At 70.7% G+C, this 13,513-nt stretch carries 13 protein-coding genes and 1 pseudogene; 7 read left to right on the top strand and 7 right to left on the bottom strand.

The genetic code is table 11. The features are described from left to right. Positions 1-261 precede the first annotated feature (261 nt). The gene (locus tag I7X12_RS11830) at positions 262-1,341 is read right to left on the bottom strand and encodes a presenilin family intramembrane aspartyl protease PSH (protein WP_198060285.1); all 1,080 of its coding nucleotides are present in this window, start codon (positions 1,339-1,341) and stop codon (positions 262-264) included. A 41-nt stretch (positions 1,342-1,382) separates the two neighbouring features. After that, entirely contained in the window at positions 1,383-2,306 is a 924-nt protein-coding gene (locus I7X12_RS11825) for a phosphatase PAP2 family protein (RefSeq protein WP_198060284.1), read from the bottom strand. A gap of 214 nt (positions 2,307-2,520) precedes the next feature. On the opposite strand from I7X12_RS11825, the gene I7X12_RS11820 reads away from it, so the two are divergent. Further along, complete coding sequence (locus tag I7X12_RS11820; protein WP_198060283.1) at positions 2,521-2,931, top strand: DUF5518 domain-containing protein; 411 nt, start codon at positions 2,521-2,523, stop codon at positions 2,929-2,931. Positions 2,932-3,023: 92 nt separating this feature from the next. On the opposite strand, the gene I7X12_RS11815 is transcribed toward I7X12_RS11820, so the two are convergent. The 3 genes from I7X12_RS11815 to I7X12_RS11805 form a co-directional block, all read right to left on the bottom strand. Continuing rightward, positions 3,024-3,251 (bottom strand): H/ACA ribonucleoprotein complex subunit GAR1, encoded by a 228-nt coding sequence (locus tag I7X12_RS11815; protein WP_198060282.1) that lies wholly within the window; start codon positions 3,249-3,251, stop codon positions 3,024-3,026. A 19-nt stretch (positions 3,252-3,270) separates the two neighbouring features. Next, entirely contained in the window at positions 3,271-3,549 is a 279-nt protein-coding gene (gene srp19 / locus I7X12_RS11810) for a signal recognition particle subunit SRP19 (protein WP_198060281.1), read from the bottom strand. Between the two features lie 689 nt (positions 3,550-4,238). Further along, positions 4,239-5,519, bottom strand: coding sequence for a PGF-CTERM-anchored ABC transporter substrate-binding protein (locus I7X12_RS11805; RefSeq protein ID WP_198060280.1), 1,281 nt, complete (start codon positions 5,517-5,519; stop codon positions 4,239-4,241). Between the two features lie 65 nt (positions 5,520-5,584). On the opposite strand from I7X12_RS11805, the gene btuC reads away from it, so the two are divergent. The 3 genes and pseudogenes from btuC (at position 5,585) to I7X12_RS11790 (ending at position 9,001) form a co-directional block, all read left to right on the top strand. Further along, entirely contained in the window at positions 5,585-6,688 is a 1,104-nt protein-coding gene (gene btuC / locus I7X12_RS11800; protein ID WP_198060279.1) for a vitamin B12 ABC transporter permease BtuC, read from the top strand. Between the two features lie 176 nt (positions 6,689-6,864). After that, a pseudogene (locus I7X12_RS11795) lies at positions 6,865-8,079 on the top strand (ATP-binding cassette domain-containing protein); the annotation flags it as partial. Between the two features lie 103 nt (positions 8,080-8,182). After that, positions 8,183-9,001 carry a CAP domain-containing protein gene (locus tag I7X12_RS11790; protein ID WP_198060277.1) on the top strand — a complete coding sequence of 273 codons (819 nt, stop codon included), beginning with the start codon at positions 8,183-8,185 and terminating at the stop codon, positions 8,999-9,001. Positions 9,002-9,104: 103 nt separating this feature from the next. Here I7X12_RS11790 and I7X12_RS11785 read toward each other — a convergent pair whose 3' ends face one another. Continuing rightward, positions 9,105-9,680, bottom strand: a complete 576-nt coding sequence (locus I7X12_RS11785) for a response regulator (RefSeq protein ID WP_198060276.1) — start codon at positions 9,678-9,680, stop codon at positions 9,105-9,107. A 276-nt stretch (positions 9,681-9,956) separates the two neighbouring features. Between I7X12_RS11785 and I7X12_RS11780 the strand changes: the two genes are divergently transcribed. Then, complete coding sequence (locus tag I7X12_RS11780; RefSeq protein WP_198060275.1) at positions 9,957-10,898, top strand: rhomboid family intramembrane serine protease; 942 nt, start codon at positions 9,957-9,959, stop codon at positions 10,896-10,898. A 13-nt stretch (positions 10,899-10,911) separates the two neighbouring features. Next, positions 10,912-11,766: an endonuclease V gene (locus I7X12_RS11775; RefSeq protein WP_232342807.1), complete on the top strand. Its 855-nt coding sequence runs from the start codon at positions 10,912-10,914 to the stop codon at positions 11,764-11,766. Between the two features lie 24 nt (positions 11,767-11,790). Here I7X12_RS11775 and I7X12_RS11770 read toward each other — a convergent pair whose 3' ends face one another. After that, entirely contained in the window at positions 11,791-12,354 is a 564-nt protein-coding gene (locus tag I7X12_RS11770) for a class I SAM-dependent methyltransferase (protein ID WP_198060274.1), read from the bottom strand. 90 nt (positions 12,355-12,444) lie between these two features. On the opposite strand from I7X12_RS11770, the gene I7X12_RS11765 reads away from it, so the two are divergent. Next, a complete protein-coding gene (locus I7X12_RS11765; RefSeq protein ID WP_198060273.1) occupies positions 12,445-13,512 on the top strand; it encodes a saccharopine dehydrogenase family protein in 1,068 nt (355 codons plus the stop codon). Position 13,513: the final 1 nt, after the last annotated feature.

The following is a 13,513-nucleotide window of genomic DNA, read 5'->3' as shown; positions in this document are numbered from 1 at the left end:
CGCCGCAGTGGGGACACCCGCGGTCGCTCCCGGCGCGGAAGCTGAGTCGCGGCGCGGCCGATCACTTCGGAGTCGCCGGGGTCGACGGTTCGCTCTTGCTCATCCTATCTGATATCGTCTCACACACCCTCTAAAACGTTGTGGACATACGTCACCGAACACCCTAATATTCTGTATATATCTCCCCCATTTCGGCAGACTTGCACACTATAGATCGGTTTGGACGGAAATTACCGACCGTTCGGGGATCGACGTTTGGCCTCACAGGTATGGAGTGACGCCGGTCGCCTGGGCCAGCGAGAGCCCGCTGGCGACGGCGCCGAGGAGGTAGCCGGCGATAGTGCCGCCGTTGAGCAGCGGGAGGCCGGCGTGAGCGCGACCTTTCAGGACCATCCACAGCAGGACGACGAGCCCGGCGGTCGTCCCGACCATGGCGGTCAGCGCCGGGAGCGCCGCCGAGACCACCAGCAGGTCGACGGTCGGGACCGTCGCGGGCGCGAAGAAGGCCGCGCTCGCGACCAGCACCGTCGGGATCACGGCGTCGCCGAGCCCGATGAACAGCGCCTCGCGGTCGAGTTCGATCTCCTCGTCGACGCCTCCGGCCGCATCGGCGTCCGCAGTGGACTCGTCTACCGCCGACGGCTCGGCCGACTCACCGCCGTTGGCAGCCGGCGTCGCTGGCTCGTCGCCGTCTCCCTCCTCGCTGACCGCGGCGGGCGTCCCGGCGTCGAGGTAGGAGTACGACAGCGACAGCGGGACCACGAGGACGATCGGGACCTTGAGTTTCATCACGCCGGAGGCCAGCGTCAGCATGTGTTCGGTGCCGTAGACGCTGATCGCGTCGTAGACGGCGAGCACGGTCAGCAGGACGAGCGCCGGGAGGACGCCGAAGCTGATGCCGAACAGGGCGGCCGCCCCGGCGCCCATCACGACCCCTGCGGCGTCGATGACGTACCACTCCGGGTGAACCCACAGCGCGACCCCGAGGAGGAGTCCACCGGCCCAGGCGACGGCGTTGAGCGGGACGCCGCCGACGGGTATCGTCAGAACGGGTGGAACGAGCACCCGGAAGACGAACAGGCCGACGTAGGCGCCGGTCCCCACAAGGAGGAGCCGGAGCAGCCAGTCGACGCCGAAGCGGATGATCGCCAGCATCACGCCGGTCATCACGAGGATGAAGGCGACGTAGACGAGGCTGTTCGTCGGGTCCTGGGGGTCGGCGGTCGCCTGGTAGCCGGCCGACTGGAACGGGCCGACCAGCGCGAGCGCCCCGAGCTGGACGAGCAGGAAGATGCCGACGATGGCCCCCGAAGCGACGTACGCGCGCGACCGCTGATCCATGCCGACACCTCGGTCACGACGCGTTTGAGAGTTACGCAATCTCACACCGCGCGCTCGCCCAAAAGCGGCGCGCCGACGGCGCCGCCGACCGCCAGCGTGGCCCCGACGAACGCGACCGGGAGCGACGGCTCGACCGCTTCGAGCGCGGCGAACAGGGCTCCAGCACCCGCGAGGACGGCGAACCCCGCGACGATCTCCCCGCTGTTCGTCGGGTGAGCCGGCGTCGAATCGGCGACCGCCCGCCAGACGACCCAGCCGCCGACGGCGCCGCCGGTCGCCGCCACGCTGTCGAACGTGACTCCGGTGAACAGCCCCGCGATCCCCGTCGCGACCGCGACTCCGAGGACCCGTCCGGGCTCGGTTCCCCCGTCGGCCAACCGGTACAGCGCACCGAGCAGGACCAGGCCGACCGCGACGCCCGCGACCACGTCGACGAGGTAGTGGACGCCCAGGACGAGCCGCGAGAGCGAGACGAGCCCGATTATCGCGACGGCACCGGCCGCGCGCTGACGGGCCGTCCCCCGGTCGACGACCAGCGCCAGCCCACCCCAGACCATCGTCGTCCCGAGCGCGTGACCGCTCGGGAACCCCGGCCCCTCGGCCGTCGTGGCGCGCTCCAGCAGCGCCGACAGCGCTCCCGGGACCCACGACAGCGCCGGCGACCGTACCAGCGCCGGCGGCTCGGTCGCGCCGGGCGGCCGGTCGAGCCCGAAGTAGCCCTTGAGCGCCCCGACGACGGCGACGTACGTCAGCGCGAGGGCCAAGACGAACACCGCGCGCCGTCGGTCGACCCCCAGAACCGGGAACTCCTCGCCGGCGACCAACAGCGCGCCGCCGAGGACGAACAGGAACCAGCCGTCACCGAGCTGGGTGACCAGCCCGAACACGAGGACGACCGGCCACGCCGCCAGCTCGTGGATCGCTTCCGTGACGCCGACGCCGCGCCCGTTCGAAACGAGTCGCATCCGTCCCCCGTTGTGGCCGGAGCCGTGTAAGCAGTGTGGCGACAGCGGCAGGGCGGCCGCGCGCGACGCTCGAACGAGCGCGGTTTCGGCCTCCCGGACGCTCGGGGAACCGTCGCCCGTACTGAACTGTTCAGCATCTCTCGAATATCGGCACGTATCCCACAGCAACGGTCAATACCCGTTTATTGCCTCTCCACGCCATTCTCTAGACACTATGGTAGCAACTAACTGGCGCGCCGTCGGAGCCGGCTTCATCACCATCATCGTGCTGGGCCTCGTCGGTGCATTCGTCGGACCGCTCGCGGTGTTCGGGACCGCCCTCGGCGCGGTCATCGGTGGGTTCATGGCGGGGTACCTCGCTCACACCGGCGTCGCCAACGGCGCCTGGAACGGGTTCCTCGCCGGCACCATCGGCTCCATCGTCGTCCTCGCGGCGCTGACCGTGCTCGGCCTCGTGACCTCCGTCGTCACGCTGTCGCTCGGCGGCGTCTTCGCGACCGTCGGCTTCGCGCTCGCCGCGCTCGTGCTCATCGCCCTCGGCGCCATCCCGGCCACGCTCGGCGGCGCCATCGGCGGCATGATGACCCGCGAGGAACCCACGGAGATGGGGTCCCCGAGCGCCTGAACAGCCTCTAAACGGCCTTTTTCGCGCCAGAACGGTTTTCTGCCCTTCCGTCGACGTGTCTCGGTCCACGGTTCGTCCACCGGACGGTCCGCTCAGCGCGCGTACAGCGCCGACCCGACCAGCGCCGGGAGATGGACGTCGTCGTCGGTCGTGACCGCCAGGTACGGTCGTTCGACCGGCCCGAACACGTCGACGACCCGCCCCAGGTCGTCGAGGTTCTCGTCGACGACGGGCGTGCCGATGTCGACGTGGTCGGCGTCGGGGGCGCGGACGACCGCGAGGTGCTGGGCGATCCGGACGACCTCGCCGACGCGTTTCACCGTGGACCCTCCACGGAACTCACTCCCGGATGACGCCGAGATACGCGGCGACAGCGCCCAGCAGGTCGCTCTTGCTCGCGTCGTCGGCGTCCTTGACGAGGACGCGCCCGCGGGGTTCGTACTCGCGGGGGTAGGTCATGTCGCGCTCGATGACGGCGTCGTAGCCCACCTGCTGGACGGCCTGTGCGATCTCGTCGACCGTCGGCTCCGACACGGCGAGGTCCTTCGCTACCCGACGCCCCTCGCTGCGCGTGCAGGAGGCGTCGAGCGCCGCCGGCCAGATGACGTTCTCGACCATACGCGCACTTGAGAACCGGGCTACGTAAGGGTCTTTCCGGTCGCCGCGATGGGACGTGCGGTGTCGATCGCTCGGAGCGGTTTCGGGAGCGACGTGCTCGACCGCAGCCGATGGCGATTTCACCACCGCGAACAGCGTGAAAGCCCCGACGCGCTCGACTCCCGCGGTTCGCTGTCGTTCGAGAGAACGAAGCTCTCTCGTGATGACGAAAGACGCCGGCGGCGTCTTTCGAACCACGCTCCTCGGTCGTTCCACTCCCTGCGGTGCTTACTTCACCGGGGTTCGTCGAGCGCGTCGCCCCTTTCATTCCCACCCGTATCGGCTGGCCGGACAGTCTGCGCGGGCGGGAATGAAACGGGCGGCCGTCTTCGGGAAGACGGGCGACGGTGAGCCGAACGTAGTGAGGCGAACGTCGAGAGAGCTTGCTCTCTCGGAATAAGCACTGGAGCGACCGCAGGGAGCGAAACGCGCAGCGAGATCGTCGGGCGGCGGAGTCGCCCGACTGTCCGAGGGATCTTCGGTCCCTCGCTACCCTCGACCGAAGACGGCCGGGGCTTTCACGCAGTCTGCGGTCGCAGTGGCTCGCGAGCTGTCGCCCCGGTAGTTCGCGCTGTCTGCGGTCGCGGTTGCGCAGAGTCGTCGCAGTACTCGCGCACTCTCGCCGAAAAAATCAGAGTTCAGGTACGTTCTTACCGATCACGCCGAGCGACGAGCGCGCCCGCGAGCAGGGCGACGAGCGCCGTCGCCGCGCCGAAGCCGGGGCCGTCGCCGCTGGTGGTCGTTCCGACGGGCGACCCCGCGCCGTTCTCGGACTCGGCGGTCGGGGTCGCGGTCCCGTCGGTGTCCATCGTCGTCGCGGTCGCGGTCCCGTCGGTGTCCATCGCGCCCTCGCTCTCGGGCGTGCTGTCCGTCGGCGGGGCCGGGGTCGGCGTCGCGGTCGGCGTCGGTGTCGAACACGTCGCGGGCTGGGGCGTCTCCACGGCCGAGAAGTCGACGGCTTCGTAGGCCTCGGGGTGGAGCGCCTGCGCGATCGTCTTCAGCGCCTGGACGTTCTTCGGGCCGTTCTGGGTCATGAAGTTCCGGTTCACGCGGACGACGTTGCCCTCCTGGACCGCCGTGGTCCCGTTGAACGCCGCGGTGTTCGGAACGGTGCCGAACTGGCCGTTCTGGATTATCCACTCGGGGTCGTTCTGGGTGACGACCTCGCTGCTGAGCGTGCCGTAGCCGTTGGAGGTGTCGATCTCGCCGGCGGCGACGTTGTCGCCGCCCGCCGCGGCGACGATCTGGCCGACGAACGTATCCTCGCCGGCGGTGTACCCGGCGCCGAGCGAGAAGAACACCCGGGGGTTGTCCTCGCCGCTCACGGCGTCACGGACCGCCTGGACCTGCCCGCGCATCTCGGCGCTCGTCTGCCCCGCGGCCTCGTAGTTGCCGGTGAGCTGGCCGAACAGCTCGATCTTGGCTGCCACGTCTTCGAGGTCCGACGCCGCGTCGAACTTGTAGACCGTCAGGCCGCTGGAGCGCAGCGTCTCGACGGTCTCGTTGGGGACGACGTTCGGTGCGAGCACCAGGTCGGGCTGGGCGCCGACGACCGCCTCGGTGACGATCGAGCCGTCGTCGTTGACCACGTCGGTCTTGCCCTCGGTGTCGTTCAGATAGTCGACGTAGTAGTCCTGTGGGATCGCGACCGTCTCGTCGTCCGCGCCGATACTCCAGAGGATCTGGGCGGCGCTCGGTGCGAGCGCGGCGAGTCGGTCGGGGTCCTCGTCGATCCGTACCTCCGTTCCCGTCGCGTCGGTGACGGTCATCGGGTACGTGCAGTGGGTGTCCGCGAGCGCACCCGCGCTCGCCGCACCCGCTCCCGTATCCGACGCACTCGCTGGCGCGCCGGCACCGGCCGCGGCGGGCACCGCGCCCACCGCCGCCAGCACGACCAGCGCCGCACCGACGACTGCCGTCGCGTCTCTCATTGGCGTCCGGGCGTGCGGCCCTTTGCAATAAATATTTACCTACTGCAACCAGACTTGATTCCAACATGGCAGTCCGGACGCGGACCGCGGGGTGGTCGGCGGGGCTGACCGGCCTGCTGGTGGCCGTCGCGCTCGTCAGCGCCACCGTCGGTCCGGTCAGCGTCCCGCTGCCGACGGTCGCGAGAGCGGCGCTCAACGCCGTCGGCGTCCCGACGGGGCTGGGCGTCGGCAGCGGGACCGTCGCGCTGTTCGGCGCCTCGGCGACGGTGCCCGTTCCCGAGGTCTCCTACACCTACCTGTTCTCGTTCCCGGTCGAGGCGACGAGCGAGACGATCGTCCGACGGATCCGCCTGCCGCGGATCGCGCTGGCGGCGACGGTCGGGTTCGCCCTGGCCGCCGCCGGCACCGTGATGCAGGGCTTCTTCCGCAACCCGATGGCCGACCCCTCCATCATCGGCGTCTCCTCGGGCGCCGCCGTCGGCGCCGTCGCGACCATCGCCCTCTCTTTTTCGGGGCCCTACGCCCTCCAGACCGCCGCCTTCGTCGGCGCCGTCGTCAGCGCGTTCGTCGTCTACCTCGTCGCCACCGAGGGCGGACGGACGCCCACTGCGACGCTCCTGCTCGCGGGCGTCGCGATCCAGACGCTGCTGGGCGCGGTCGTCTCCTATCTCCTCCTGCGGGCCGGTGAGAGCCTCGAACAGGCGCTGTACTGGCTGATGGGGGGGCTGCTCCGCAACGCCGCCTGGACGGACGTGGCGGTGACCGTCCCCGTCGCCGCGGGCTGTTTCGCCGTCCTGCTCGCCTACGGTCGCGACCTGAACGTCCTCCTGCTCGGCGAGACCGACGCCCACACGCTCGGCATCGAGGTCGAGCGCACCAAGCGAATCCTGCTGGCGGTCTCCAGCGTCGCCACCGCCGCGGCCGTCGCCGTCGCCGGCTCGATCGGCTTCGTCGGCCTCGTCGTCCCTCACATCATGCGGCTGCTCGTCGGCCCCGACCACCGGATCTTGCTGCCGACGAGCGCCGTCGCCGGCGGCGCCTTCCTGGTCGCGACCGACACCGTCGCCCGCTCGGGGAGCGTCGAGGTCCCCGTCGGCATCGTCACCGCCGCGCTCGGTGCACCCTTCTTCCTCTATCTCCTCCGAACCCGGGAGGTGCACTCGCTGTGACGCCCGACGTCGCGACCGACGCGCTGTCCGCGCTCGACGGACTTCTCGGCGACGGCGGTGAGTCCGACGGGACTTCCGCGACCGACGCCGACCGTGCGAGCGGGTCCGGCGGCCCCTTGATCGCGGTCGAGGACCTGTCGCTGTCCTACGGCGACCTGTCGGTCCTCTCCGAGATGTCGCTGTTCGTCGAACCGGGCGAGTTCGTCGGCCTCGTCGGGCCGAACGGCGCCGGGAAGACTACGCTGTTGCGGGCGATCAACGGGGTCCTCGAACCCGAGTCGGGCCGGGTCCGCGTCGGCGGCGAGACCGTCGCGGACCTGTCCTCGCGAGCGGCGAGTCGGCTGGTCGCGACGGTCCCCCAGGACACGACGGTCGCCTTCGACTTCTCCGTCGAGGATATCGTCGAGATGGGACGGACGCCGTATCACGGGCGGTTCGGCGGCGACCCCGACGCGGCCGAGGCGGTCGACCGCGCGCTCGAACGGACCGAGACCGCGCGCTTTCGCGACCGGTCGGTCGCTTCGCTCAGCGGCGGCGAGCGCCAGCGGGTCGTCCTCGCCCGCGCGCTCGCCCAGGAGACGCCCGCCCTGGTGCTCGACGAGCCGACGGCGAGCCTCGACGTGAACCACCAGGTCCGGACGCTCGAACTCGTCGCCGACCTGGTCGACGGCGAGGGGACGGCGGCGCTGGCGGCGATCCACGACCTGGATCTCGCGGCCCGCTTCTGTGACCGGCTGGCCGTCCTCGCCGACGGCGACCTGCTGGCGGTCGGTCCGCCCAGCGAGGTGCTGACCGCCGAGACCGTGGGGGCCGCCTTCGACACCGACGCCGCCGTCCTGGCGAACCCGGTGACGGGGACGCCGGCCGTGACACCGCTTCCGAACCCGGGGGAGTCGGACCTGCGGGTCCACGTCGTCGGCACCGGCGCGGCCACCGCCCGAGTCGTCTCGACGCTGGTGACCGCAGGCACGACTGTGACCGTCGGCGCGCTTCCAGACGGTGACGTGGCCGCCGAGACGGCCCGGCAACTCGCCGCCGAGGTGGTGACTGCACCCCCCTTCGGCGGGCTCGACGTCGAGACCGAGGCGGCCGCTCGCGACCACCTGGCGGCGGCCGACGCGATCGTCGCGGTCGGTCCGTTGCCCGACGCGCTCCGGTCGCTCGTCCGCGGCCGGGAGCCGGTCGTTCGCGTCGCTGCCGACGACGCGAGCGCGACGACCGTACTCGGCGGCGACGGGGACAGAGACGCCGGCTCGCCGGGCCGACCACGCGCGGGAGGGTCCCCCGAGCGCGATTCCCCGACGGTCGACGCCGCCGCGCGGGCGACGCCGGAGACGGTCGCGCTCGGGGTGCGACGGGCGCTCGACGGCCCCGCCTCGGCCGACGACTGAGGCCGAGTCGTGCTCGCGGGCGCGTCGGGAGGCAGGGGAAGGGGACCACTCGCGTTCGGCTCGTGGACACAACAGTTATTGGCGGGCGTACAGATTCCCGACTATGGTGGACGTAGACGTGAACAAGCCGACGCTGCTGGTGGCGGGGGGCGGCGCGGTCGTGCTGGTCGTCGTCGCGGTGCTCGTCGGCGCCGCCTTGAGCCAGCCGAACGCGCCGGTGACGGGGGATCCTTCGACGGCGACCGCGGTCGACGCGACCGACTTGCCGACGCTGGAACCGACTGCGGCGGGGACGGCAGTGGGAACCACGACGGGGGTGGCGGGGACCGAGACGCCGACGCCGTACCCGACGCTCACGCCGACACCGACACCGACGCCCACGCCGACCGCGACGCCCGCGCTCACCGACCTGCCGGCCGACGCGTTCGACGAACGGGAGATCGAACGCCTCGTCGGCGAGTACATCAACGACCGCCGGGCGAGCGCGGGGCTCGATCCGCTGCGCGTCGAGGGCCAGGGGGCCGACCGACTCACCGAGATGGCCCGGGGCCACAGCGTCCAGATGGCCGACCAGGGCGAGGCGATCCACAGAGTCGACGGCGTGACCAGCGCCGAGCGCTACCGTGACTACGAACTCTACGACCGCTGTGGCTGGTCGTCACCGGACGGCAACACGCTCCGGACCGCCGACGACAACGCCCTCGAAGCCGTCGGGCGGACGATCGCCGGCGAGCCCTACCGCAACAACGGGACCCGTCGGTTCAACGGCGACGAGAGCGCGGTGGCTCGCGCGATCGTCGACTCGTGGTGGAACACCTCGACGTACCGACCGCGACTGAGCTACCCGAACGCCGACGAGGTCGGCGTCGGCGTGGAGATCACCCGCCGAAACGACGTGTTCGTAACCGTCGACGTCTGCTGAACGCGGTCGAGCGATCTCGGGTTCGCGGTCGAGCGACCCCAGTTCGCGCTCGAAGCGTTCACCGGGCGGTCGCGGACGTCCGAACGGCTCGGAAAAGCGTCGGTCACTCCGCGTGGCGGCTGATCTCGTTGAACGCGGCCTGGAAGTCGTCGAACTCGGCGAGCGCCTCGTCCATCTCGGCCTGGATCGACGCGGCGCGGTCGCGCAGTCGGGCGACCTCCTCGCTATCGTCGAGTTCGGCCTCGGTCTTCTCGGCTTCGAGGAGGGCGATCTTGGAGGTGACTTCCAGGTACTCGGTGAGTCGGTCGTCGTAACGGCCGGCGGTGAGCTGCTGTTCGATAGCCGCGACCAGGTCTTCTTTCTGGACGGGTTTGCAGAGGTAGTCGTCGAAGGGCATGTCGACGATGTCGAAGTCCGGGTCGACCGCGGTGATCATGACGACTCGCGTATCGAGTCCGCGGTCGCGGATCGTCGACAGCACGTCGTCACCCGATACTTTCGGCATGCGGCGGTCGAGCAGGACGACGTCGACGGCCTCGTCGACGGCTTCGAGCGCCTCCTCGCCTCCGTAGGCCGTCTCGGTGTCGTACTCGTCGCGGAGGCGCAGCGCGTAGACGTCGGCGACCTCCGCTTCGTCGTCGACGATGAGGACCCGCGGCTCGGTGCTCGTCTCGTTCACGCCGTGATCTGATGCGGCGATCCTATGTAAGTGCGTGGGTGCCGACCAACTGTCGCCGAGTATCAGGCGTTCTACAGGCGGTCCGCGTGGAGCGAAGGGTTCGGGACGCCACCGCGAGTCGCGGGCGGTCAGGTCGGTTCGACGGCCGGGCGCGTCGGCCGGGTCGGTCGCAAGGCGGCTCTCGACGGTGACCGGCCGAGCCAGGCGTCCCGGTTGGGCCGTCGGTAGGGGTGGCCAAACACAATCCCTTTGCCGGTACCCTTCCAAGACCGGGTAATGTCGAGGTGCGACGAGTGCGGCAAGCAGGAGAACATGCCGTACCAGTGTCGCCACTGCGGCGGCACCTACTGTGCTGAACACCGCCTCCCCGAGAACCACGGCTGTCCGGGGCTGGACAGCTGGGACGACCCCGGCGGGGTCTTCGATAGCGGCTTCGACGACAGCGTCGCCGACGACTCCGGCGGCGGCGGCCTGAGCGACCGCCTCGGGATCGACACCGGTCCCGGCGGCCCGCTGGGCTACTTCCGCGGGAACATGACCTACGCCTTCCTCGGGCTCATGTGGGTCACGTTCTTCCTGCAACTGGTGGTCGACCTGATCGCGCCGGAACTCGTCGAACCGATCTTCGTACTCTCACCGGCCCACCCCGAGTACGTCTGGACGTGGTTCACCTCCATCTTCGCCCACGGCGGCTTCGGCCACATCGCCATCAACAGCATCGTGATATTCTTCTTCGGCCGGATCGTCGAGGACTACGTCGGGTCGCGCGATTTCACCCTCCTCTTCCTCGGCAGCGGCGCGCTCGCCGGCCTCGGTCAGGTGGGTTTCCAGATCTACCAGTACGGCGGGATCCCCGCGCCGGGCCCTGGTGTCGCCGGCGTCATCGGCGCCAGCGGCGCGGGGCTGGCCATCATGGCCGTGCTCACCGTTCTCAACCCCAACCTCACGGTGTACCTGTACTTCCTGCTCCCGGTGCCGCTGTGGCTGCTGACCGTCGGCTACACCGGCTACACCGTCTTCCAGATCCTTTCGACCGGCATCGGCGCCGGCGGCACCGCACAGCTCGCCCACCTCCTCGGGCTCGGGATCGGCCTGCTGTACGGCCAGCACGTCAAGGGCCGGCGTCGCGTCCCCGACCAGTTACAGTTCGGCGCCGGCGGCCGCGGCCCCGGCGGTCCGGGTGGCCCCGGCGGTCCCGGCGGCCGCGGCCCGTTCTGACGGTGGTCTTTCCGTGAAGATCGTCCGCTCCGAGTTCGTCCCCGACGCCTCGCTCTCGCGGGGGGACATGGAGACCCTCCAGCGAGAGATAGCCGAGACGTCCGTCTTCGAAGACGATCTTCCGTTCGACGCCGCGACCGTCTGTGGCGGCGATAGGGACGACGACACCGTCACCGACGACGCACAGACCAGCCTCGCCGACGCGACCGACAGCGGGGACGGAGCCGCAGACGCGACCGGCGAGCCGCCGCTGGTCGCCGGCGTCGACCAGGCGTTCGTCGACGACCACGCCGTCAGCGCCGTCGTCTGCCTGCGCGGCGGCGCGGTGGTCGAGCGCGTCTACGCCGTCGAACCCGTCGCGATCCCGTACATCCCGGGGCTGCTGAGCTTCCGGGAGGGGACGGCGATCCTCTCGGCGTTCGACGCCCTCTCCCGCGAGCCCGACGTCGCCCTCGTCGACGGCAGCGGGCGCATCCACTTCCGCGAGGCCGGCATCGCGACCCACGTCGGCGTCACCCTCGACCTGCCGACGGTGGGCGTCGCCAAGAATCTGCTCTGTGGCACGCCTCGCGAATCGCTCGACCGGAAGCTCCCCCGGGGTTCCCGCGTCGCCATCGAGGCCGACGCGGACGTAGAGACCGCCGAGCCCGGGACTCGCATCGGCGACGCCGTCCAGACCCGACAGTTCGAGAACTCCGACCGGTACGTCAACCCCCTGATCGTCAGCCCCGGTCACCGCGTGAGTGCCGACACCGCCGCCGACGTGGTGCTCGCCTGCGCCGACGGCTACAAGCTCCCCGAACCCACCAGGCTCGCCGACGCCTACGCCGACGAGGTCAAGGCCGAGGTCCGCGAGAACCTGGGCTGACGGGGCGTCAGTCCAATCCCGCCGTCACTCTCCATCCAGCGTCGCGACGAACAGGAAGGTGTCCGAACGGGTCGCCCGGAAGTCGACGGAGAAGCCGGCCGCCTCGAACGCGGCGGCGGCGTGGTCGGCGTCGTAGCGTTCGTCGACGGGCGGACCGCGTTCGCCCGCCCCCTCGGCGGTCCAGTCGACGATCGTGACCCGGCCGCCCGGTCGTAGGACGCGTGCGAGTTCGCCGACCGTCTCGGCGGGGAGTTCGTGGTAGGTCATCGTCGAAAACGCGCCGTCCAGCGCGTCGTCGTCGAACGGTAGCTCGTCGGCGCCGCTCGTGACGAGTTCGACGTTCTCGGGGACGCCCTTCTCCCGATAGCGGTCGTGCATCGCTTCCTGCACGTCGAGGGCGTAGACCGTCCCGGCGTGGGGCGCGACGTCGTCGGTGAAAAAGCCCGTCCCGCTCCCCAGGTCGACGACCGCGTCGTCGGGGGCGGGGTCGAGCGCCCAGAGCAGTTCCTCCGCCGAACAGCTACGATACCGGCGCGCGGCGTCTTCCAGTCGGTCGGCCTCCTCGGCCGGGAACGTGTGGTGACCCATCGCCTCACTGTAGCGGCCGGGCGGTGATATAGGTCCCGTCACGTACCGCCGACCCCTACCCTTTTCAGAGTCTCCGGCGAACTCGGAGGTATGGCAGACCTGCTCGTCTACGGGTCCTACGGCTACACCGGGCGGTTGATCGTCGAGGAGGCGACCGACCGCGGCCTCGACGTGGTCGTCGCCGGCCGAGACCGCAACGCCGTCGAGAACCAGGCGATCCGACGGGGCTGCGAGGAGCGCGTGTTCGCCCTCGACGAGCCGCGACTGCTGGATCTGGCGCTGGAAGCGGTCGAGGCGGTTCTCAACTGCGCCGGGCCGTTCGTCGAGACCGCCGACCCGATGGTCGAGGGCTGTCTCCGGACCGGCACGGACTACCTCGACATCACCGGCGAGATCGAGGTGTTCGAGCGGCTCGCAGCCGAGGACGAGCGGGCAGACGACGAGGGGGTCACGGTCCTCCCGGGCGTCGGGTTCGACGTCGTCCCGACGGACTGCCTGGCGGCGCACCTCGTCGAGCGACTCCCCGACGCCGACCGGCTCGCGCTGGGGTTCGAGGCGGCCGGCGGGATCTCGCCGGGGACGGCGAAGACGGCCGTCCGCGCGCTCGGCGGGAGCGGGGCCGTCCGGCGGAACGGTCGCATCGAGTCGAGCTCCATCGGGGGCGAGACGCGCCGGATCGACTTCGGCCGCGGGGAGCGGACCGCGATGGCGGTCCCGTGGGGCGACGTGTCCACGGCCTACCGGACGACCGGGGTCGGCGATATCGCGGTCTACACCGCCGTCCCGTCGTGGGTCCCGCGAGCGGCCCGGCTCGGCAGTATTCTCGGGCCCCTGGCCGGTGCCGGCCCGGTCCGGTCGCTGCTGGAGTCGCTGGTCGACGCGCGCGTCGACGGTCCCGACGAGCGCGTGCGGAGGGAGGGGACGAGCCACGTTTGGGGGGAGGCCGAGACCGACGACGGCGAGCGAGCGGTCTCGCGGCTCGTCGCGCCCGAAACCTACCGACTGACGAAACTGACGGCCGCGGAAATCGCCGAACGCGTCGTCGCCGGCGAGGCGCCGACCGGCTTTCAGACGCCGGCGGGCGCGTTCGGCCCGGACCTGATCCTCGATATCGAGGGCGTCGAGCGGACCGACGAACCCGTCGAGGAGCGGTCGTAGC

The sequence above is a fragment of the Halosimplex litoreum genome, assembly GCF_016065055.1.
Classification (GTDB): domain Archaea; phylum Halobacteriota; class Halobacteria; order Halobacteriales; family Haloarculaceae; genus Halosimplex; species Halosimplex litoreum.
The sequence above is the reverse complement of the archived record's forward strand: the minus strand, read 5'-3'. Positions and strand labels throughout refer to the sequence as shown.

Coding starts and splice junctions, on each gene's coding strand:
- I7X12_RS11820 (WP_198060283.1), top strand. CDS start 2,521: ATGGTAGCAACTAACTGGCGCGCCGTCGGAGCCGGCTTCATCACCATC.
- I7X12_RS11780 (WP_198060275.1), top strand. CDS start 9,957: ATGTCGAGGTGCGACGAGTGCGGCAAGCAGGAGAACATGCCGTACCAG.
- I7X12_RS11825 (WP_198060284.1), bottom strand. CDS start 2,306: ATGCGACTCGTTTCGAACGGGCGCGGCGTCGGCGTCACGGAAGCGATC.
- I7X12_RS11830 (WP_198060285.1), bottom strand. CDS start 1,341: ATGGATCAGCGGTCGCGCGCGTACGTCGCTTCGGGGGCCATCGTCGGC.
- srp19 (WP_198060281.1), bottom strand. CDS start 3,549: ATGGTCGAGAACGTCATCTGGCCGGCGGCGCTCGACGCCTCCTGCACG.
- I7X12_RS11805 (WP_198060280.1), bottom strand. CDS start 5,519: ATGAGAGACGCGACGGCAGTCGTCGGTGCGGCGCTGGTCGTGCTGGCG.
- I7X12_RS11770 (WP_198060274.1), bottom strand. CDS start 12,354: ATGGGTCACCACACGTTCCCGGCCGAGGAGGCCGACCGACTGGAAGAC.
- btuC (WP_198060279.1), top strand. CDS start 5,585: ATGGCAGTCCGGACGCGGACCGCGGGGTGGTCGGCGGGGCTGACCGGC.
- I7X12_RS11765 (WP_198060273.1), top strand. CDS start 12,445: ATGGCAGACCTGCTCGTCTACGGGTCCTACGGCTACACCGGGCGGTTG.
- I7X12_RS11790 (WP_198060277.1), top strand. CDS start 8,183: ATGGTGGACGTAGACGTGAACAAGCCGACGCTGCTGGTGGCGGGGGGC.